This is a genomic window from Ensifer sp. Root278 (assembly GCF_001429285.1).
Taxonomy (GTDB): Bacteria; Pseudomonadota; Alphaproteobacteria; order Rhizobiales; family Rhizobiaceae; genus Ensifer.
In genome coordinates this window covers 416,869-435,353 of the sequence record NZ_LMJJ01000023.1, presented here as the reverse complement: position 1 = coordinate 435,353, position 18,485 = coordinate 416,869, and the positions used below count along the sequence as shown (strand labels likewise).

At 62.9% G+C, this 18,485-nt stretch carries 20 protein-coding genes; 15 read left to right on the top strand and 5 right to left on the bottom strand.

Annotated elements, in window-relative coordinates; translation table 11 throughout:
• Positions 1–29: 29 nt before the first annotated feature.
• Positions 30–941: a LysR family transcriptional regulator gene (locus ASE60_RS18445; protein WP_057251980.1), complete on the bottom strand. Its 912-nt coding sequence runs from the start codon at positions 939–941 to the stop codon at positions 30–32.
• 91 nt (positions 942–1,032) lie between these two features.
• Between ASE60_RS18445 and ASE60_RS18440 the strand changes: the two genes are divergently transcribed.
• A complete protein-coding gene (locus ASE60_RS18440; protein WP_057251979.1) occupies positions 1,033–1,992 on the top strand; it encodes an MBL fold metallo-hydrolase in 960 nt (319 codons plus the stop codon).
• On the opposite strand, the gene ASE60_RS18435 is transcribed toward ASE60_RS18440, so the two are convergent.
• Positions 1,980–2,351, bottom strand: a complete 372-nt coding sequence (locus ASE60_RS18435; RefSeq protein WP_057251978.1) for a hypothetical protein — start codon at positions 2,349–2,351, stop codon at positions 1,980–1,982. The genes ASE60_RS18440 and ASE60_RS18435 overlap by 13 nt on opposite strands.
• Before the next feature lie 179 nt (positions 2,352–2,530).
• Positions 2,531–3,100, bottom strand: coding sequence for an XRE family transcriptional regulator (locus ASE60_RS18430; RefSeq protein ID WP_057251977.1), 570 nt, complete (start codon positions 3,098–3,100; stop codon positions 2,531–2,533).
• A 186-nt stretch (positions 3,101–3,286) separates the two neighbouring features.
• Between ASE60_RS18430 and ASE60_RS18425 the strand changes: the two genes are divergently transcribed.
• Positions 3,287–4,420, top strand: coding sequence for an aminotransferase (locus ASE60_RS18425; RefSeq protein ID WP_057251976.1), 1,134 nt, complete (start codon positions 3,287–3,289; stop codon positions 4,418–4,420).
• Positions 4,421–4,440: 20 nt separating this feature from the next.
• On the opposite strand, the gene ASE60_RS18420 is transcribed toward ASE60_RS18425, so the two are convergent.
• Positions 4,441–5,166, bottom strand: coding sequence for a glutathione S-transferase (locus tag ASE60_RS18420; RefSeq protein ID WP_057251975.1), 726 nt, complete (start codon positions 5,164–5,166; stop codon positions 4,441–4,443).
• Positions 5,167–5,324: 158 nt separating this feature from the next.
• Here ASE60_RS18420 and ASE60_RS18415 point away from each other — a divergent pair, with 158 nt between their 5' ends.
• The 6 genes from ASE60_RS18415 to ASE60_RS18390 all read left to right on the top strand — a co-directional run bounded on the left by ASE60_RS18415 (position 5,325) and on the right by ASE60_RS18390 (position 11,083).
• The gene (locus ASE60_RS18415; RefSeq protein WP_057252120.1) at positions 5,325–6,326 is read left to right on the top strand and encodes a LacI family DNA-binding transcriptional regulator; all 1,002 of its coding nucleotides are present in this window, start codon (positions 5,325–5,327) and stop codon (positions 6,324–6,326) included.
• 150 nt (positions 6,327–6,476) lie between these two features.
• On the top strand, positions 6,477–7,511 hold the full coding sequence (locus tag ASE60_RS18410; protein WP_057251974.1) for a sterol desaturase family protein: 1,035 nt from the start codon (positions 6,477–6,479) through the stop codon (positions 7,509–7,511).
• A gap of 8 nt (positions 7,512–7,519) precedes the next feature.
• A complete protein-coding gene (locus ASE60_RS18405; RefSeq protein WP_057252119.1) occupies positions 7,520–7,831 on the top strand; it encodes a MocE family 2Fe-2S type ferredoxin in 312 nt (103 codons plus the stop codon).
• Between the two features lie 100 nt (positions 7,832–7,931).
• Positions 7,932–8,876 carry a substrate-binding domain-containing protein gene (locus tag ASE60_RS18400; protein ID WP_057251973.1) on the top strand — a complete coding sequence of 315 codons (945 nt, stop codon included), beginning with the start codon at positions 7,932–7,934 and terminating at the stop codon, positions 8,874–8,876.
• Between the two features lie 120 nt (positions 8,877–8,996).
• Entirely contained in the window at positions 8,997–10,202 is a 1,206-nt protein-coding gene (locus tag ASE60_RS18395; protein WP_057251972.1) for an FAD-dependent oxidoreductase, read from the top strand.
• Positions 10,202–11,083 (top strand): sugar phosphate isomerase/epimerase, encoded by an 882-nt coding sequence (locus tag ASE60_RS18390; protein ID WP_113511394.1) that lies wholly within the window; start codon positions 10,202–10,204, stop codon positions 11,081–11,083. Before ASE60_RS18395 ends, ASE60_RS18390 begins: the two co-directional genes overlap by 1 nt.
• On the opposite strand, the gene ASE60_RS18385 is transcribed toward ASE60_RS18390, so the two are convergent.
• Complete coding sequence (locus ASE60_RS18385; protein WP_057251970.1) at positions 11,076–12,017, bottom strand: LysR family transcriptional regulator; 942 nt, start codon at positions 12,015–12,017, stop codon at positions 11,076–11,078. The two genes, ASE60_RS18390 and ASE60_RS18385, sit on opposite strands and share 8 nt — an antisense overlap.
• Before the next feature lie 150 nt (positions 12,018–12,167).
• Here ASE60_RS18385 and ASE60_RS18380 point away from each other — a divergent pair, with 150 nt between their 5' ends.
• From ASE60_RS18380 to benD, 7 genes are all read left to right on the top strand, one after another.
• Positions 12,168–13,349 carry a muconate/chloromuconate family cycloisomerase gene (locus tag ASE60_RS18380; RefSeq protein ID WP_057251969.1) on the top strand — a complete coding sequence of 394 codons (1,182 nt, stop codon included), beginning with the start codon at positions 12,168–12,170 and terminating at the stop codon, positions 13,347–13,349.
• A gap of 10 nt (positions 13,350–13,359) precedes the next feature.
• A complete protein-coding gene (catC, locus tag ASE60_RS18375) occupies positions 13,360–13,650 on the top strand; it encodes a muconolactone Delta-isomerase (RefSeq protein WP_057251968.1) in 291 nt (96 codons plus the stop codon).
• Positions 13,651–13,723: 73 nt separating this feature from the next.
• On the top strand, positions 13,724–14,662 hold the full coding sequence (gene catA, locus ASE60_RS18370; RefSeq protein ID WP_057251967.1) for a catechol 1,2-dioxygenase: 939 nt from the start codon (positions 13,724–13,726) through the stop codon (positions 14,660–14,662).
• 96 nt (positions 14,663–14,758) lie between these two features.
• Positions 14,759–16,117, top strand: a complete 1,359-nt coding sequence (locus ASE60_RS18365; protein WP_057251966.1) for a Rieske 2Fe-2S domain-containing protein — start codon at positions 14,759–14,761, stop codon at positions 16,115–16,117.
• Complete coding sequence (benB, locus tag ASE60_RS18360) at positions 16,114–16,602, top strand: benzoate 1,2-dioxygenase small subunit (protein WP_057251965.1); 489 nt, start codon at positions 16,114–16,116, stop codon at positions 16,600–16,602. The genes ASE60_RS18365 and benB overlap by 4 nt, the downstream gene beginning before the upstream one ends.
• Before the next feature lie 39 nt (positions 16,603–16,641).
• Positions 16,642–17,664, top strand: coding sequence for a benzoate 1,2-dioxygenase electron transfer component BenC (gene benC, locus ASE60_RS18355; RefSeq protein WP_057251964.1), 1,023 nt, complete (start codon positions 16,642–16,644; stop codon positions 17,662–17,664).
• On the top strand, positions 17,661–18,449 hold the full coding sequence (gene benD, locus ASE60_RS18350) for a benzoate diol dehydrogenase BenD (RefSeq protein ID WP_057251963.1): 789 nt from the start codon (positions 17,661–17,663) through the stop codon (positions 18,447–18,449). The genes benC and benD overlap by 4 nt, the downstream gene beginning before the upstream one ends.
• Positions 18,450–18,485 lie beyond the last annotated feature (36 nt).

Genomic DNA, 18,485 nt, shown 5'->3' with positions numbered 1-18,485 from the left:
CTTTTGCGCGACAGGCTTTGGCCGCGAGGTCACTCGCTCCGGACCCGGAACGTTTCGCGCACCGCCCTCAGGAATTCTGCCACTTTCGGCAGATCACCCAGCTGCTGATGGTAGAGATAGTAGAGGTGTGTGGCTGGTCCGGACCATTCGGCAAGGACCGGAACGAGCCGCCCGGTGGTGACACCATCGGCGGCGAGCGCGTCGCTCAGCATACCGATGCCGAGACCCTCGGCGATCAGGCGCTCTCCGATCGCCGGATCGTCGACGACGATCGAGGGTGGGCGCTCAAGCGTGAAATGCCGGTTGCCGTCGGAGAGCACCCAGTGGGCCAGCTCCCGCCGCATGCGGGTCCGGTGCGCCACCAGCGCGACATGCATCAGGTCCTCGGGTGACGAGAGGGATAACCCGTCGCAGTAGGCCGGGGCGGCATAGAGCCGCTGTTCGATTGTTCCGATCTTTCGGTAGATCATCTCGCTGTCGACCGGCTCGCCCATTCTCAGCGCCACATCGACGCTTTCTCCGATCAGATCGACATTGTTGTGTGCCGTCTGCAGATCGACCTGAACCTCCGGGCAAAGCTCCGCATAGCGCTTCAGGATCGGCGGCAGGAAGGTGCGGGCAAAGGCGACGGATGTGGCGACCCGCAGTCGCCCGCGGGCGGCGCCATCGGCGGGCCGGAAACCCGCAATGCCGCGATCGATGAGCTCTACGGCCCCGCCGATCGACTCGAGCAGGTGCTTGCCCGCCTCGGTCAGGGAGACCCGGCGCGTGGAGCGCAGCAGCAGCGCGACGCCAAGCGCGGTTTCAAGCTCAGCCAAGCGCCGGCTAACCGTGCTTGGCGGAAGGTGCAGGCGAAGTGCTGCGGCTGAGAAACTCTCGGTGCGGGCGACCTCGAGGAAGATCCTGAGGTTATTGAGATCGGGAGACTGGGGGGATTTCATGCGTTTCCGGAACAATCACTTCCATGATCGCAGGATAATCGACGGAGAGTTGAATTGATAGCTTCGTCGCATCCAATCGAAGGAGCCGATCATGACCACTCGCAGACAAGCCCTTGGCCTTCTCGCCGCCACGGCCCTGTTGCCGCTCGCACCGCGGTTTGCCTTTTCCGCCGCGCCGTTCTCGACCGTCGCCAATGCCGGTTACTACCGCTTTCGTTTCGGAAAGTTTGAAGTCACCGCGCTTTCGGACGGCACGCTGGCACTGCCCATGGCGAAGATCTATCAGAACGAGCCCGAGGGCGAACTGCAGCGCAGGCTCGACGAGGCCTTCCTCGGCAAGGAGCCGCATTTGTCGATCAACGCCTATCTGGTAAACGACGGCGAGCGCCTGGCGCTGATCGATGCGGGGTCGGGCACATTACTCGGCGCCGCTGCCGGCAAGCTCATCCGCCATCTCACGGCCTCCGGCTACCGGCCCGACCAGGTCGACGCCGTTGTTTTGACCCACGTGCATGCCGATCACTCCGGCGGCCTTACCGTCGACGGCAAGCCCCAGTTTCCGAATGCCGAAATCCATCTCGCCGACCGCGAGTATCGTTACTGGATCGAGCGCGAGGGCGTGACGACGATGACGGAGGCGCAGAAGACCGACTTCCAGCGCGCCCATGACGCTGTGGCTCCCTATATCGCCGCCGGAAAAGTAAAGCGTTTCGCCGACAATGCGGACGTGTTGCCGAACCTCGGATCGATCCTGCGAGCGGGGCATACGCCCGGACATTCCTCGATCGTGCTCCAAGCCGATGACGGCCAGCGTCTGGTCTTCTGGGGTGACGTGATCCATGGCGACCACGTCCAGTTCGACGCTCCCGACGTCTTCGTCAGCTTCGACGTCGATGGAACAGCGGCGGCCGCGACCCGTGCGGTGGCACTGGCAGATGCAGCCGATGGCCGCTACCTCGTCGCCGGCGCTCACCTGCCGTTCCCCGGTGTCGGCCACGTGGCCCAGGACGAGACGCTCTATCGCTTCATCCCCTGGAACTACGTCGAATAGCGAGGGTTTCGAAGCCGGATCACTTGTAGGCGTAGGCGTCGATGGTTTCTCTGCGCCCGCGCAGACGCACGCCGTTGTGGCGCACCCACCTGTCTGATCCGGCTTCGTCGATCTTTCCTGCCGCGAAGGCTTCCGCCGAAACGACGATCGATGCGCCGAGGTGGCGGGATTCGGCCTGCAGCCGCTGGCCGACCCCAGCGCCCGACGATGATCGAGAGCGCCAGCATCAAGGCGGCGATCGCCAGCGAGAAGGCGAGCCGCGCATTGGCGGCGAAGCGTTCGGCCTCACGCTCGGTATCGAACAGGACACGGCCGTCCTGGCTCATCCAGCCGTCCGGTGGTTCGACTTTCAGAAGCATGCAGATCCCCGTCGCTCACTCGCCGAGTGCCGGGCATCCTTCCATTCGGGTCTGCGCGTATCAAGCGCGCGCCGGACCGAGCTTCCGCGATTGGTGAGCCGGTGCCTTCACGTTGTCGTGTGGAGCGGTGTCCAGGCTCTTGCCCGCCGGGCTGTGTCTGTTAGGCGGCTACCGGTGAGTTAGGAAATGACGTTGCGGACGAACCGCACGACTTCGCCACCGTCATTGATGTAGGCATAGGCCTGGGCGGAGCTATAGACCGCGAAGGTACCGCTGGCGTATCGCTTGCGCACGCCAGCGACCTCAAGCGTCAAGGTGCCTTCCGTTACGAACAGCATTTCGTGCCACCCTTGCGGGTCGGGCTCGGCGTCATAGCGCTCGCCTGGGGCGAGCGACCAGAGCCACATCTGGGCTTCGGACGTAGCAGGGGCAGAAGCGAGCAGCCGCGCTTCGCTCTCTGCCTGTTGGCCGCGCCAGGTCACAGCGTCGATGTTGTCGCGGGATTGGCGAGACGGGTCCCTGACGAGATCGACGAAGCCGACATTCATCGCAGCCGCCAGCTTGTCGAGGCTGGAGAGGCTGATGTTGGCGTCAGCGCCTTCGACTGCGACGATCATGCGGCGGCTGATGCCGGAGGCTTTGGCGAGTGCCGTCTGGCTCAGTCCCGCCGCCATGCGGATGCGCCGGAGATTGTCCGCGACATGGGTCAGCACGTCGGATCGATCTTGACTGTGCAATATATTGCTCATATCGTTCTTCTATACGGATCGACCATCAACGGCCAGCCATTTCTGGTGCCTCCGACCGCGACGGAGGCCACATGCGCAGCTGTGCCAACAGGAAGGGCTTCATGTCACAGCAAGCGACAATTCTCAACGTCGCCGACAGGTCCGGCTTACTCGCAGCCATAGCCCAACATTCGAAAGGTCACTGACATGAAAATCCGCGACTTCGGCGTCGAAATCTGGATGAACCGCTACGAGAACCATTGCGAATGGAATCTCGCCGAGACCTGCGTTGAATCGCTGACCGTGGCGGAATTGTTGGAAATGGCGGGCAAGACGGACACGATCCTTGCCGAACTGCTGCCGCTGAAGCTGACCTATGGCGCCATCGAGGGTTCCGAACGGCTGCGCGGGCAGATCGCAAGCCTCTATGCGAAACAGGCGATCGAAAACGTCGTCACCACGCATGGTGCGATCGGCGCCAATGCACTGGTGCATGAGACTCTCGTCGAACCGGGCGACCGGGTGATTTCGGTGCTGCCGACCTACCAGCAGCACTATTCGATCCCGGAAAGCTATGGCGCCGATACGCAGATCCTGAAACTGACGGAGGAGACCGGTTTCCTGCCTGATCTCGAGCAGTTGCAGCGGCTCGCTATCCCCGGCACGAAGCTGATCGCCATCAACAATCCGAACAACCCGACCGGCGCGCTGATGGATTGCGGCTACCTCGAAAAGATCGTCGGTATCGCGCGCGGCTGCGGCGCATGGATCCTCTGCGACGAGGTTTATCGCGGCACGGATCAAGAGGGCGACGGTTTGACGGCATCGATCGCAGACCTCTACGAAAAGGGCGTCAGCACCGGCGGCATGTCGAAGACGTTTTCTCTCGCCGGCCTGCGGCTCGGCTGGATCGTCGCGCCACCCGAACTGATCCATGCCGTTTCGATCCACCGCGATTACAACACGATCAGCGTCGGCATGCTGGACGATCACTTCGCGGCAATGGCGCTGGAAAACCGCCACAAGATCTTGGCGCGCAGCCGGAGCATTACCCGCACCAACCTCGCGGTGCTGTCGGACTGGGTCGACAGCGAACCGCGGATCTCCTGGGTCAAGCCGCATTCGGGCACCACGGCACTACTGAAATACGATCTGCCGATGACCTCCGAAGCATTCTGCCTCGGATTGTTAGAGCGCACCGGGGTGATGCTGACGCCTGGCAGCGCAATGGATATGGAGGGCTATCTCAGGATCGGCTACGCCAACAGCGAAAGCATTCTTCGCGAGGGTCTGCAGCGCCTGTCCGGGTTTCTTCGCGAGCAACAGTCTGCCGCCGCGTAAGGAGCAGGCGGGATTGTCCTTCAGGGCTCGATATCCAGCTCAGGGTAGCGGCGGAAGATACCGTTCTCGTTGAAAGCCAGGCGTCGCGGCGACGCGAGATAGGCGGCGATGTTCGGCCTCGCTTTCACCGAAGCGTGCAGCTTCAAAAGCTCGGAGTATTGCCGCTCGTAATGGCGCATCGCCTTCGGGAAGGCATAGCGAAGCCCTTCGATCACCTGGAATAGCGAGAGATCGATATAGGTTGCGCCGTCGCCGACGGCGTGGCCGCTGCCATCGGGGTTTTGTTCAAGCACCCGTTCGAAGTAGCCGAGAAACTTGGGGAGGCGGTTGGTGACGAATTCGATCGCCCGGTCCTTCGCCTCCACCTTCTGCTCCTCGTAGTATTTCGAGGTTGCGATCGGGTGGTGGGTGTCGTGCACCTCGGCAATGAAGTCGGTGATGGTGAGTTGCAGACCGTTGGCGAACCAGCGCAGCGCCTCCTCCTTGGGCGCGAGCCCGAGCCTCGGGCCGAGGTAAAAAAGGATGTTGGCCACATGCGAAATGATCTGGTCGCCATCCCTCAAGAACGGAGGCGCAAAAGGGATGCGTGGCTCGGCAGTGTTTTCCATCAGCTTCATCATTTCGCCAGTGCCGCGGCCCCGTTCGCGCGTAACGTCGACGTAATCGGCGCCTGCGTCTTCGAGCGCAAGGCGCACGAATTCGCCCCGGCCCTGAATGCCGTCCCAGTAGTACAACTCATAGGTCATGGAAGCCCTCTGCCGATCTCGAATACCCGGTTGATATAGGCCATCGGCGGTTTAGGGCGAGGGCAACACAGCAATTGCAAGGCGCGCTCTGTCGAACTGGCCGCGACACATGCTATGGCGCTGTGGAGACGCATCTGAAATCCGGCGAGGATGCCAGGGTGAGCAAGCCGAACTATCGCGACATTGCAGAGTTGGCGGGTGTCGGAACGGCCACGGTCGAGCGGGTGCTCAACGGACGTGGCGGCGTTCGCCCCGAACTGGTCGAGAGGGTGGTTGTTGCGGCGCGCACGCTGAACTATCCGCGCACGCTGCCCGACACCCATCGCGGTCTTTTGCGCATCGACGTGCTGATGGTCCGCCCCGAAACGACCTTCTATCGCCGGCTCTCCAAAGCGTTCGAAAGGATCGCGGAGACGCTCGATCCGCTTGTCGTGGTGCAACGCAGCTTCACCGAGGAGATGAAGCCGGACGAGATTGCCAGGCGGATTCTTGCGACCGAGGTCCCGCGCGCTGGCCTGATCCTTGCCGTGCCCAACAGTCCGCTGATCAGCGCCGCGGTCGAGACCGTCGTTTCGCGCGGGGTGCCGGTAATCCATGTCGTTACACGGGCGTCCGAGAAGCAGGGCGAATTCGTCGGCATCGACAACTACGCGGCCGGACGAACGGCGGCACTCTTCATCGCCCGCATGGCGCGCAGGAGCGGCCCTGTTGTTGCCCTCTGCCACCCGATCTATCAGGTCCATCGCGATCGCCTCAGCGGCTTTTCAGACTATTTCCAGGAGCATCCGGGCGAGCGCCGGTTCGAGTGGCTGGGCTTCACCCGCGACGAGGAGCACTACGGCGCCGAAGCGCTGCGATCGGCGCTCGAGATGTATCCAGAAATGGCCGGGCTCTACAATGCCGGCGGCGCGAACGCCGCTCTGATCGATGTTCTTCGCCGGCATCCGCGCGGCATGGAGATTTTCTTCGTAGGCCATGAGTTGACCGATTATACGCGCAAGGCTCTCGGCGACGGCATCATGGACGTCGTGCTCGATCAGGCGCCCGAGGCGCAGGCCCGCCGCGCCCTTGACCTTGTGCTGCGCCGGATCGGCCTTTCAGAGCTGGAACCGGACAAGGCGCCTATTCGCTTCATCACCATCACCGCCGAGAGCCTTTGATCTGATTTGATCAAACAAGGCTTCGCCGTTCAGAACGCCTCCTGCTAGATTTTTATCAAGAAGGAGAGCGCGGTCCCGAGCGAACCGGAAGGCGCTCTCCTTCATCGGAATTTGTGCGGAACGCCCGCGATCCGCCGGGAGGAGAGCGTTATGGACGACTTGAAGTATGGAACGCGCAACAAGCGAGGCGACTGGGCACCGAACCAGCCGATCGAAACGGCGCCGCTGTTTGCCTTTCCGCCCAAACTGCTGGCGCTCCTGAAGTGGCTGCCGCACTATTTCTTTCCGTGGAACGCGATCTTCGCCGCTTCGGCCGTCGCCTACTGGGCCTGGGTAATCCCGCCGATCGAGACGATGCAGACTTTGAGCATCGGCTGGATCGCATGGCTCTACGTTGTGAACGCGGTCTGCGTCTTCCTCTTCTACGGCGCCTTCGAACTGCACCTCTACGTGCTGAAACGGCAGGAAAACCGCTTCAAGTACAATGGCAAATTCCCGGCCGAGCAGAAGAGCAAGGCTTTCTGGTTCGAGAGCCAGAACCTCGACAACATCCTGCGCACCTTTCTCTCAGGCGTGACGATCTGGACCGCCGTCGAGGTCGCCATGCTCTGGGCCTATGCCAATGGCTATGCGCCTTGGCTGAGCTTCGCGGAAAATCCCTGGACGCTCGCTTTCGTCGCGCTCGTCGTGCCTGTGATCCACGAGTTCCACTTCTTCTGCGTCCACCGGCTCATCCACACGCCGCTGCTCTACAAGTGGGTGCATTCGGTCCACCACAATTCGGTGAACCCGTCGCCATGGTCCTCGCTGTCGATGCATCCGGTCGAGCACCTGCTCTATTTCGGCACCGCCTTCTACCACCTGGTGCTGCCGTCGAACCCGATCCTGATGCTCTACCAACTTCACTATGCGGGCTTCGGCGCCATTCCCGGCCATGTCGGCTTCGACAAGGTCGAGGTCGGCGAAGAGACACTCGTCGATAGCCACGCCTATGCGCATTACCTGCACCACAAGTATTTCGAGGTGAATTATGGCGACGCCCTGATCCCGCTCGATCGCTGGTTCGGCACCTGGCACGACGGCTCCAAAGAAGGCGAGGCGCGGATGCAGGAGCGCTACCGCAAGCGCAAGGAAAAACTCGCAGCCCGCAAGGCGCGCAACACGATCGGGGAGGCAGCAGAATGAGCAACGTGATCACCTGGGTACCAGCCTGCAAACTGGATGACATCGAGCAGGAAGGGGCGATCCGCTTCGACCACGCCGGCCGCACCTACGCGGTCTACCGCGGGCCGGATGACAGCGTCTATTGCACCGCCGGTCTCTGCACCCATGAGGCGATCCATCTCGCCGATGGGCTGGTCATGGACTTCGAAGTGGAATGTCCCAAGCATTCCGGCGCCTTCGACTACCGCACCGGCGAAGCCCTTAGGCTTCCCGCCTGCGAGAACCTGAAGACCTATCCCGCCGAAATCGTCGACGGCGAGGTTCGGGTGGCCCTCGATTAGGGCCCGCGCTTACCGCGCGCTCGAACCACTCGAGCATTGATCGGGTCCGTGGGACCCCCGGAATGCACTCGGGTGATCCGGCACCCATTGGGAGGAAATCATGAAATCCATGTACCTGGCGGCTGCTCTTGCCGCCTTGATGGGAAGTGCTGCCTCGGCGGAGACGATCGGTGTCTCGATGCAGAGCTTCGACAACAACTTCCAGACGCTCCTGCGTGAAGGCATCAGCGCCAGAGCATCGGAAACCGGAGGCGTCAATGTCCAGATTGAGGACGCCCAGACCGACGTCTCCAAGCAGCTCAACCAGGTAAACAACTTCATCGCGTCGGGCGTCGACGCGATCATCACCACGCTCGCCGACACCTCCGCCGCTCCAGGGATAAGCGAGGCGGCAGAGAAGGCAGGCATCCCGCTCGTCTATCTCAACCTCCAGCCGGACAATGTCGCCCAGTTGCCGGTAAAGCAGGCCTATGTCGGAAGCCGGGAAACGGACTCCGGCAAGCTGGGCGCCGAGGCCGCCTGTTCGCTGCTCAAGGAAAAGGGCAAGGCCGGTAACGCGCAGGTCTATATCCTGATGGGCGATCTCGCCCACCAGGCCTCGCGGGACCGCACCTTGTCGTTCAAGGAGACGCTGGCTGCCGGCGACTGCAAGGGCGCCACCATCGCCGACGAGCAGTCCGCCGCTTGGACGCGCACCAACGCGATGGACCTTACCACCAACTGGATCACGGCCGGGCGCCCGATCGACGTGGTTTTTGCCAACAACGACGAAATGGCGATCGGCGCCATACAGGCGCTCAAAGCCGCCGGCGTGTCGATGGACGACGTGATCGTCGTCGGCATCGATGCGACGCAGGATGGTCTCGCCGCTATGGCCGCGGGCGATCTCGATGCGACGGTGTTCCAGAATGCCAAGGGCCAGTCGGCGAGCGCGCTCGATGCTGCCGTCGCGCTGGCGCGCGGCACGGCCGTCGAACGCGAAGTGATGGTTCCCTTCGAGCTCGTCACGCCCAAGAACATGGCCGACTACGCGACTCGCAACTGATCCTCCCGGCCGGCGCATTTCTCCTGCCTGCGCCGGCCACCTTTCCTGAGCGGGATGAGGAACAGTGCGTGCGGTTTTCCGCCCGCATCCCGCTCCAACTTATGATCTTTGGAGCAAGCCATGAATGGCATCGTCATCATCGGCGCCGGGGAATCCGGCACCCGCGCGGCCTTTGCGCTGCGTGAATCGGGCTTTACCGGCAGCGTCACGCTGGTCGGCACGGAACCGCATCTGCCCTATGAGCGCCCGCCACTGTCGAAGCCGCTCAACGGCGCGGTGCAGATGAAGCCGATCTGCGGCGCCGAGGCGCTCCAGGCTGCCGGCATCGACTACCTCCAGGGCGTATCGGCCCTGAGCCTCGATCCGGATACCCGGTCTGTCGCTTTCAGCGACGGGCGGACGCTTACATACGACAAGCTGCTGCTTGCGACCGGCGCTCGCCCGAGGCGGCTGACATGCCCTGGGGCTGAGCGCGCGCTCGACTTTCGCACCTATGCGGATGCGGCGACAATCTTCTCCAGCGCCGACCCGGGAAAAAGTATCTCCATCATCGGTGGTGGTCTGATCGGCATGGAGCTCGCGGCCGTTCTGCGCGGCAAAGGCATAACCGTCAGCGTTATCGAGATGGCGGCTAAGCCGCTCGGACGCGCGGTTCCACCGCGCTTTGCCGCCAAGCTCCATGCGCGGCATCAGGATGAAGGCGTTGCGTTTCATCTCGGTCAGGGGATGGCCGCGATCACCGACGATGCCGTTCTCCTCGCCGATGGCAGCGCGGTGCCTGCCGATATCGTCGTCGCGGCGATCGGCGTTCTGCCAGATGTGGCGCTCGCCGAGGCGGCGGGCCTTGCCACCGGAAACGGCGTCCTGACGGACAGTTTTCTTCGCACCAGTGACCCGAACATCTTTGCGGCCGGTGACTGCGCCGCGGTGGCGCAGCCGGGCGGCGGGTACATTCGCTTCGAGAGCTGGCGCAATGCGCGCAGCCAGGCGGAGACCGCGGCCCGCAACATGGTCGGCGGAAAGGAAGCTTTTGGCGCAATCCCCTGGTTCTGGACCGACCAGTACGATCTCGGTCTGCAGGTCGCGGGCCTGCCGCAGCCGGAGCATCAGAGCGTGATCCGCCAACTCGACGGCGGCGAGCTGGAGTTCTACCTGGACGATGGGCGCCTCCTTGCCGCGGCGGGCCTCGGTTCCTGCAATAGCGTCGCCAGGGACATCAAGCTCGCCGAGATGCTGATTGCCGCCGGTATCAATCCAGACCCCGCAGCGCTTGCTGATCCCGGCGTGAACCTGAAGGCGCTTCTGAAGAACGCGCGGGCGGCCTGATGCAGAAGTTGCTTGTCTTTCAGTCGCTCTGGGCGATGGAGCGCCGGCATGCGGACGGCTGCGAACGCGGTCTCGAGGAAAACATCGCTGTTATCGTCGAGGCCGGGTTCGACGGCATCAGCGCGCATTACACCAACCGTGATGACGTCGTCCGCCTCAACGAAGTGATCCGCGGCACCGGATTGAAGATCGAGGGAGTCTGTTTTCCCCGGAGCGTCGAGGACCTGCGCCCGACCCTGGAACTGGCGAGCGAATTTCCTGTCAGCCACATCGACCTGCAGGCGGACGTCCGCCCGCGCCGGGTGGAAGATTGCCTGCCGCTTCTGGACGGATGGATGCGGCTCGCCGAAAGGGCGGGTGTCCCCGTCTATGTCGAAACCCATCGCCACCGGATCACCAGCGACCTCTTGTTCACGCTGGACCTGCTGGACCGGCGCCCCGATTTGCCGCTGCTCGCCGATCTCTCGCACTATCTGGTCGGCCGCGAGTTTGCCTTTCCGGTCGAAGAGGAAAGCCACGCCCAGGTCCGGCGCATCCTCCACAACGCCCAGGCCTTCCACGGCCGCGTCGGCTCGTGCCAGCAGATCCAGATCGAGATGTCCTTTCCGCAGCATCGCCCCTGGGTCGATCTCTTCCGCGACTGGTGGGCCTACGGCTTTCGCCACTGGCGATCCCGTGCCGCCGACGATGCCGAACTGGTCATGACCTGCGAGCTCGGCCCCAGACCCTATGCGATCACCGACAGGGACGGCCACGACACGACGGACCGGTGGGCGGAGGCGCTTTTGCTTCGGCAGTTGGTGCTGGATGTGTGGGCTGAGAGCGCAGACCCTTCGGGCAACCGAACGCATGGCGCGTGCGTGCCGGACCCCGTCATTTAACGAAGGAGGGCCGGAATGGCAGATTGTGCTCGAGGCCAAGCCAAGGCGGGTTTTCCGCATACATCTCTTCGATCAACTGCTTGATCAGCTCAATGTGGCGTGAATTGTCGCCGACCCGGTGATTGAGGATGACAGGAGAGGTCGCGCGTTCCCCCTCGATCATGCGGTAGTGGACGTCTGACCGCACCTGACGCGCCGAGGAGGGGACGATGCACAGACCGGCTTCCGAGGCGACGAGGCCAAGGGCACTCTGGATCTCCCGCACTTCATGCACCTCGGCAGGGCGCACATCGTGGGCATGAAGCAGGCTCAGCACATGGTCGGCATAGCTCGGCCGCGGCTCCTTCGGATAGACGATCAGCTTCTGGCCGGCGAGCGCATTCAAGGGCAAGGGCGACGTGTCTTCGGCTAGCGGCGTGCCCTCGGGTATCGCCACGGCGAGGCGCTCTTCGCGCATGAGGATGCCGACGACATTGGGATCGCTGTGGTGAAGCCGGCCGAAGCCGACATCGATTCGGCCCTCCTTGAGCGCGGCGATCTGCTGCACCGACACCATCTCCAATAGCCGGATATCGAGTTCCGGCGCATTCTGCCTCAGCTTGCGCACGAGTGTCGGCAGCCCGCCATAGAGCGTGGAGGCGACGAAGCCGATGGACAGGACGCGGTTCTGGTTGAGACCGACGCGGCGCGTGGCCTCAACCATCTGCTCGACTCTCCCCAAAATCTGCAGCGACTGCTCGTAGAACAACCGGCCCGCCTCCGTCAGCCGGACCGGACGGCTCGCGCGGATGATCAGCGGCACGCCCAGCTCTTCCTCCAGAAGCTGGATCTGCCGGCTCAAGGGTGGCTGGGCGATATGCAGCTGCTCGGCGGCGCGGGTGAAGTTGCGCTCACGGGCGACGGCGACGAAGTAGCGAAGCTGGCGCAGATCCATATTCAGGCCCTCATTTTCCTACCATTGCGGTATGTTGCAGTGCGGTAACCGCATGAATCTGCGAAATCTCTATCGCACTATACCATGAAGGTATCATAGAGAACCTATTTGGTGTTGGACGCCACCCAGTGCGCGGCGCACAGTCACGCCATGAACACGACCCTTGCACCCATCTCTCCGACTGCAGCCTTCGTCTCCGTCGTCGAACGGGTCGAAACGATACTGGTCGATCTGCCGACGATCCGGCCGCACAAGCTCTCAGTCGCGACCATGACCGGCCAAACGTTGATGCTGGTGAAGGTCCATTGCAGCGACGGCACCGTCGGGATCGGCGAAGGCACGACGATCGGCGGTCTCGCCTATGGTGGCGAGAGCCCCGAAAGCATGAAGCTGGCGATCGATACCTATTTCGCGCCTGTCATGATCGGCGAGGACGTGACCCGCGTGAAGGCGCTAATGGCGCGCATCGGCAAAGCGGTGAAGGAAAACCGTTTCGCCAAGAGCGCGGTCGAAACGGCGCTGCTCGACGCCCACGGCAAGCGTCTCGGCCTGTCGGTCGGCGAACTCCTGGGCGGAGCGCTGCGCAAGCGGCTGCCGGTCGCCTGGACGCTCGCTTCCGGTGACACCGCCATGGACATTGCCGAGGCCGAAAAGATGCTCGACCTTCGCCGCCACCGGATCTTCAAGCTGAAGATCGGCGCGAAGCCGTTGAAGGACGATATCGCCCATGTGGCGGCGATCAAGCAGGCGCTGGGCGACCGCGGTGCGGTGCGCGTCGACGTCAACATGGCCTGGAGCGAATTCGAGGCGTCCTACGGCATGGCGGCGCTCGCCGATGCCGGTTGCGAACTGGTAGAACAGCCTGTCGCGTCGACGGCAGCGCTCAACCGACTGGTCCGCCGCTTCCCGGTGGCGCTGATGGCGGACGAGTCCCTTACCGGGCCTGAATCGGCCTTCGAGATTGCCAAGACCAAGGGCGCTGACGTCTTCGCGGTCAAGATCGAGCAGAGCGGCGGGTTGTTCAATGCGCAGCGCGTGGCGGCGATCGCCGATACCGCCGGCATCGAGCTCTACGGTGGCACGATGCTCGAAGGCGCTGTCGGCACGGTGGCCTCCGCCCATGTGTTTTCGACCTTTGCCAATCTGCAGTGGGGCACCGAGCTTTTCGGTCCGCTGCTCCTGACGGAGGAAATCCTGGCAACGCCCCTCGACTACAGCGACTTCGAACTGACGGTGCCGGATGGGCCGGGTTTGGGCGTCGAACTCGACGAAGACCGGTTGAAGTTCTTTGCGCGCGAAGGGCTGCGCAAGACCATCAGTGTTGCGAAGTGAGGATCGGCTGATGCTGTTTCACGTCAGAATGGATGTTCGCATTCCCCATGACCTGCCCGCTGAAGAGGCGGCCCAGATTCTCGCGCGAGAGAAGGCCTATTCACAGGCGCTGCAGCAGAGCGGCAAGTGGCGGCATATCTGGCGGATCGCCGGCCAGTACGCCAACTACAGCGTCTTTGACGTCACGGACAATGCCGAGCTGCACGAGATCCTCTCGGGTCTGCCGCTGTTCAAATTCATGGACATCGAGGTGACGCCGCTGCTTCGGCATCCGTCGTCAGTCCGGGAGGATGACACCTGAGATTTCGTTCGGCCGCCGCCGGGAGGTTGGCAGGCGGCACCCGCTTTCAAACTATCCAAGTGGAGGATTTATCATGAGCGTGAAGATTTTCGACAAGCCGGAGACGCAAGGTTTCCTGAAGGTTCTGAGCGGCCTCGACAAGGACGGCGGCAGCCCGCGCGTCAAAGAGATCGTGCACCGGCTGATGTCGGACCTGTTCAAGGCGATCGACGATCTCGACATCACCCCGGACGAATACTGGACCGGCATTGCCTGGCTAAACGAAATCGGTGCTGCCGGCCAGGCCGGCCTGATCTCGCCCGGCCTCGGCCTCGACCACTTCCTCGACGAACGTCTCGACGCTATCGACGAGGAGCTCGGCATCAAGAATCCGACACCGCGCACCATCGAAGGGCCGCTTTATGTCGCCGGCGCACCGGCATCGGAAGGCTTCGCCCGTCTTGATGACGGCCGGGACACCAACGGTCACCCGCTGATCATGCACGGCACCGTCTATGATTCCGCCGGCCAACCGCTGAAAGGTGCGACGGTCGAAGTCTGGCACTGTGATACCCGCGGCTTCTATTCGCATTTCGACCCGACCGGTGTGCAGGCGCCGTTCAATATGCGCCGCACGATCGTCACCGACGCCAAGGGCCGTTACAAGTTTCAGAGCATTGTGCCGCACGGCTACGGCGTGCCGCCGGGCAGCCCGACCGAACAGCTGCTTTCGGCGCTCGGGCGTCACGGCCAGCGCCCGGCGCATATTCACTTCTTCATCAGCGCCGACGGTCATCGCAAGCTGACGACCCAGATCAACATAGCCGGCGATCCGTTGGTCAACGACGACTTCGCCTATGCGACCCGCGACGGCCTGGTGCCCGATGTTACCGAGCGGACCGACGAGGCAAGCATCAAGGCGAACGGTCTCTCCGGCCCCTTCGCCGAGATCGAATTCGACATTCATCTCACCTCATTGGTGAATGGCGTCGACAACCAGATCAACGAGCAGCGCAGGCGCGCCGCCGCCTGATCATTGTTGCGGCGGCCGACTGAGCCGCCGCCCCCACACCGACATTGTTGCAATAGCCGAACCGAGCACGGATCAGCCGTTTGCGGGAGAAGAACCATGTCTGCAGTTATCGACAAAACCCAGGCCCTCGACGATCTGCTCGCCACCGCAGTCGAGGACGATCATGAGACCGGGATGTTCCGGTGCCGCCGCGATATCTTCACCAACGAAGACCTCTTCGAGCTGGAGATGAAGCACATCTTCGAGAGCAATTGGGTCTACCTCGCCCACGAGAGCCAGATCCCCGAGAACAACGACTATTACACCACCTATATCGGCCGCCAGCCTGTCGTCGTCACCCGCGACAAATCAGGCGAACTGCACGCGGTCATCAATGCCTGCGCCCATCGCGGCGCGATGCTCTGCCGGCGCAAGCATGGCAACAAGGGCAGCTTCACCTGTCCTTTCCACGGCTGGACTTTTTCCAACACCGGCAAACTCCTGAAGGTGAAGGACGAGAAGACCACGCAATATCCGCCGCAATTTGCGAAAGATGGCTCGCACGACCTGAAGCGCGTCGCTCGTTTCGAGAGCTATCGCGGCTTCCTCTTCGGTAGCCTGAATCCTGATGTCTCGTCGCTCGAGGATTATCTCGGCGAGACCAAGGTCATCATCGACCAGATTGTCGACCAGGCGCCCGACGGGCTCGAAGTGCTGCGCGGCAATTCCTCCTACATCTACGATGGGAACTGGAAGCTGCAGATGGAAAACGGTTGCGACGGCTATCACGTCAGCTCCGTGCACTGGAACTATGCCGCGACCATGGGCCGCCGCCACGAGGAGGGCACCAAGGCGGTCGACGCGAGCAGCTGGAGCCGCTCGATTGCCGGCGTCTACGGCTTCGACAACGGCCATATTCTGCTCTGGACCAACACCATGAACCCCGAGGTCCGGCCGGTCTTCCACGCCCGTGAGGAGATCAAGGCGCGCGTCGGCGAAGTGAAGGCGGATCTCATCGTCAACCAGACGCGTAACCTCTGCCTCTATCCGAACGTGTTCCTGATGGACCAGTTCAGCACGCAGATCCGCGTCACCCGTCCAATCAGCGTCGACAAGACCGAGATCAGCATCTTCTGTTTCGCGCCGAAGGGCGAAAGTGCTGAAGACCGGACTCTGCGCATCCGCCAATACGAGGATTTCTTCAACGTCTCGGGCATGGGCACTGCCGACGATCTCGAAGAATTCCGCGCCTGCCAGCAGGGCTATGCCGGCATCACCGCGCTCTGGAACGACCTGTCACGCGGGGCGCCGCTCTGGATTGACGGTCCGGACGACAATGCCAAGCGCATGGGCCTCGAACCGTTGCTCTCGGGCGAGCGCAGCGAAGACGAAGGCCTGTTCGTCCGCCAGCACGAATATTGGGCGAAGGTGATGCGCGCAGCACTTGCCTCCGAGACGAAGGGAGCGGTCGCATGAGGATCTCCTACGACACCGCCTGCGCCTTCCTCTACCGCGAAGCGCGCCTGCTCGACGACCGCGAATGGGACGAATGGCTGACCTGCTATGCGCCCGACGTCACCTACTGGATGCCGGCCTGGGACGATGACGATCAGCTGACCGAAGATCCGCAGTCTGAGATCTCGCTGATCTTCTATCCGAGCCGCGACGGCCTGGAGGATCGCGTCTTCCGCATCAAGACCGAACGCTCGGGCGCCTCCACGCCAGAGCCGCGCACCAGCCACAACGTCACCAATGTCGAGTTGCTGGCCGACCGTGGCGAGGAAGTGGATGTCCGCTACAACTTCCACACGCTCAACCACCGCTACAAGGTCACCGACCACTTCTTCGGCACCATGTTTGTGACGTTGCGCAAAAGCGGCGAAGAGCTCGTGATTTCACAAAAGAAGATCGTGCTGAAGAACGACTACATCCGCCAGGTCATCGACGTTTACCACATCTGATGACCGCCGCCTGACGACAAGGGATTGGGAGGAGCAACCATGGCCAGCTACAGGATCGCTTTGAATTTCGAGGATGGCGTCACCCGTTTCGTCGAATGTAGGGACGACGAGAAGGTGCTCGACGCCGCCTTCCGCAACAAGATCAACCTGCCGATGGACTGTTCCGACGGTGTCTGCGGCACCTGCAAGTGCCGCGCCGAAAGCGGTGCCTATGACCTCGGCGACGACTTCATCGACGATGCGCTGACATCGGACGAGGCTGAAAGCGGTCTGGTGCTGACCTGCCAGATGAAGCCGTCGAGCGATTGTGTCATCGCGGTGCCGACGACCTCGGCCGCCTGCAAGACCGGGCAGCAGAAGTTCGCGGCAACGGTTGCGCGGGTCACCCCGCACAATGATGCGGCGATCGTGCTGGAGCTGGACGTGGACGCAGCACCCGCCTTTCTGCCGGGGCAATACGTCAATATCGATGTGCCCGGCAGCGGCCAGAGTCGCTCCTATTCCTTCTCCTCGGCTCCGGGTGAACAGCGTCTCGGCTTCCTGATCAAGAAGATCCCCGGCGGCCTGATGAGCAGCTGGCTGGAGCGCGCGGAAATCGGGACGAAACTCGAGCTGACAGGGCCGCTCGGCAGCTTCTATCTGAGAGAAGTCCAACGCCCCCTGCTGCTGCTAGCCGGCGGCACCGGTCTTGCGCCATTCCTGTCGATGCTCGAAGTGCTGGCCCAGGCCAACGCGCAGCAGAAGATCCACCTGATCTACGGCGTCACCCGAGACCTGGATCTCGTGCTTGTCGATGAGATCGAGGCCCATGCCAAACGGCTTGCCAATTTCACCTGCAGCACAGTCGTGGCAGACGCTGCCTCCAGCCATCCGCGCAAGGGCTGGGTCACCCAGCACATGCCGGAAGAGCTGCTCAATGGCGGCGACGTCGACGTCTATCTCTGCGGTCCGCCGCCGATGGTCGACGCCGTGCGCAAGCACCTCGACGACACCGGTATCGTGCCCAACAGTTTCCACTACGAGAAGTTCACGCCGAACGTCTTGGCGAAGGAGGCGGCATGAGCGCGGCCCGTTTTGAAGGGCGCTTTGCCGGCAAGGTGCTCGTGGTCACAGGTGCCGCTCAGGGCATCGGCCGCGCTGTGGCGCTGCGTGCTGCGGCTGAAGGCGGCAAGGTGCTGTTCGTCGACCGCGCCGACTTCGTCACAGAGGTGGCGGCGGAGGCCGGGGGCGATCGGGCGGCAGCCTACAACACCGATCTCGAGACCCACGAGGGCGCCGCTGCGGCGATGTGCTTTGCCGCCGAACGCTTCGGCGGCATCGACATCCTGATCAACAATGTCGGCGGGGCGATCCGCATGCGGCCCTTCGCCGAATTCGAACCATCGCAGATCGATGCGGAAATCCGCCGCTCGCTGATGCCGACGCTCTATTGCTGTCATGCCGTCTTGCCGCATCTCTTTGCGCGCGGCGCCGGCACCATCGTCAACGTGTCCTCGAATGCGACGCGCGGCATTCAGCGCGTGCCCTATTCCGCGGCGAAAGGCGGTGTCAACGCCATCACCCAGTCGCTGGCGATGGAACTTGCCGAGCGCAACATCCGCGTCGTCGCGACCGCGCCGGGTGGGACGGAGGCGCCGCCACGCCGTGTCCCGCGCAATGCCGCGGGCGACAGCGACGCCGAGAGGGCCTGGATGGGCGACGTCGTCGCCCAGGTAAAGCAGTCGAGCTTCATGAAGCGCTACGGCAGCATCGAAGAGCAGGCGGCACCCATTCTGTTCCTGGCCTCCGACGAGGCCTCCTACATCACCGGCAGCGTGCTGCCGGTCGCCGGCGGCGATCTCGGCTGACGGCTCTCTATCTGAAACGCGCAACGACCTGGGGAG

Bases quoted from the DNA above. Each gene is read 5' to 3' on its own strand.
- ASE60_RS18420 (WP_057251975.1), bottom strand. From the start codon at position 5,166: ATGACCTATGAGTTGTACTACTGGGACGGCATTCAGGGCCGGGGCGAA.
- ASE60_RS18395 (WP_057251972.1), top strand. From the start codon at position 8,997: ATGAATGGCATCGTCATCATCGGCGCCGGGGAATCCGGCACCCGCGCG.
- benD (WP_057251963.1), top strand. From the start codon at position 17,661: ATGAGCGCGGCCCGTTTTGAAGGGCGCTTTGCCGGCAAGGTGCTCGTG.
- ASE60_RS18400 (WP_057251973.1), top strand. From the start codon at position 7,932: ATGAAATCCATGTACCTGGCGGCTGCTCTTGCCGCCTTGATGGGAAGT.
- ASE60_RS18390 (WP_113511394.1), top strand. From the start codon at position 10,202: ATGCAGAAGTTGCTTGTCTTTCAGTCGCTCTGGGCGATGGAGCGCCGG.
- ASE60_RS18440 (WP_057251979.1), top strand. From the start codon at position 1,033: ATGACCACTCGCAGACAAGCCCTTGGCCTTCTCGCCGCCACGGCCCTG.
- ASE60_RS18430 (WP_057251977.1), bottom strand. From the start codon at position 3,100: ATGAGCAATATATTGCACAGTCAAGATCGATCCGACGTGCTGACCCAT.
- ASE60_RS18410 (WP_057251974.1), top strand. From the start codon at position 6,477: ATGGACGACTTGAAGTATGGAACGCGCAACAAGCGAGGCGACTGGGCA.
- ASE60_RS18380 (WP_057251969.1), top strand. From the start codon at position 12,168: ATGAACACGACCCTTGCACCCATCTCTCCGACTGCAGCCTTCGTCTCC.
- catA (WP_057251967.1), top strand. From the start codon at position 13,724: ATGAGCGTGAAGATTTTCGACAAGCCGGAGACGCAAGGTTTCCTGAAG.
- ASE60_RS18445 (WP_057251980.1), bottom strand. From the start codon at position 941: ATGAAATCCCCCCAGTCTCCCGATCTCAATAACCTCAGGATCTTCCTC.
- ASE60_RS18365 (WP_057251966.1), top strand. From the start codon at position 14,759: ATGTCTGCAGTTATCGACAAAACCCAGGCCCTCGACGATCTGCTCGCC.
- ASE60_RS18425 (WP_057251976.1), top strand. From the start codon at position 3,287: ATGAAAATCCGCGACTTCGGCGTCGAAATCTGGATGAACCGCTACGAG.
- benB (WP_057251965.1), top strand. From the start codon at position 16,114: ATGAGGATCTCCTACGACACCGCCTGCGCCTTCCTCTACCGCGAAGCG.
- catC (WP_057251968.1), top strand. From the start codon at position 13,360: ATGCTGTTTCACGTCAGAATGGATGTTCGCATTCCCCATGACCTGCCC.
- benC (WP_057251964.1), top strand. From the start codon at position 16,642: ATGGCCAGCTACAGGATCGCTTTGAATTTCGAGGATGGCGTCACCCGT.
- ASE60_RS18435 (WP_057251978.1), bottom strand. From the start codon at position 2,351: ATGCTTCTGAAAGTCGAACCACCGGACGGCTGGATGAGCCAGGACGGC.
- ASE60_RS18385 (WP_057251970.1), bottom strand. From the start codon at position 12,017: ATGGATCTGCGCCAGCTTCGCTACTTCGTCGCCGTCGCCCGTGAGCGC.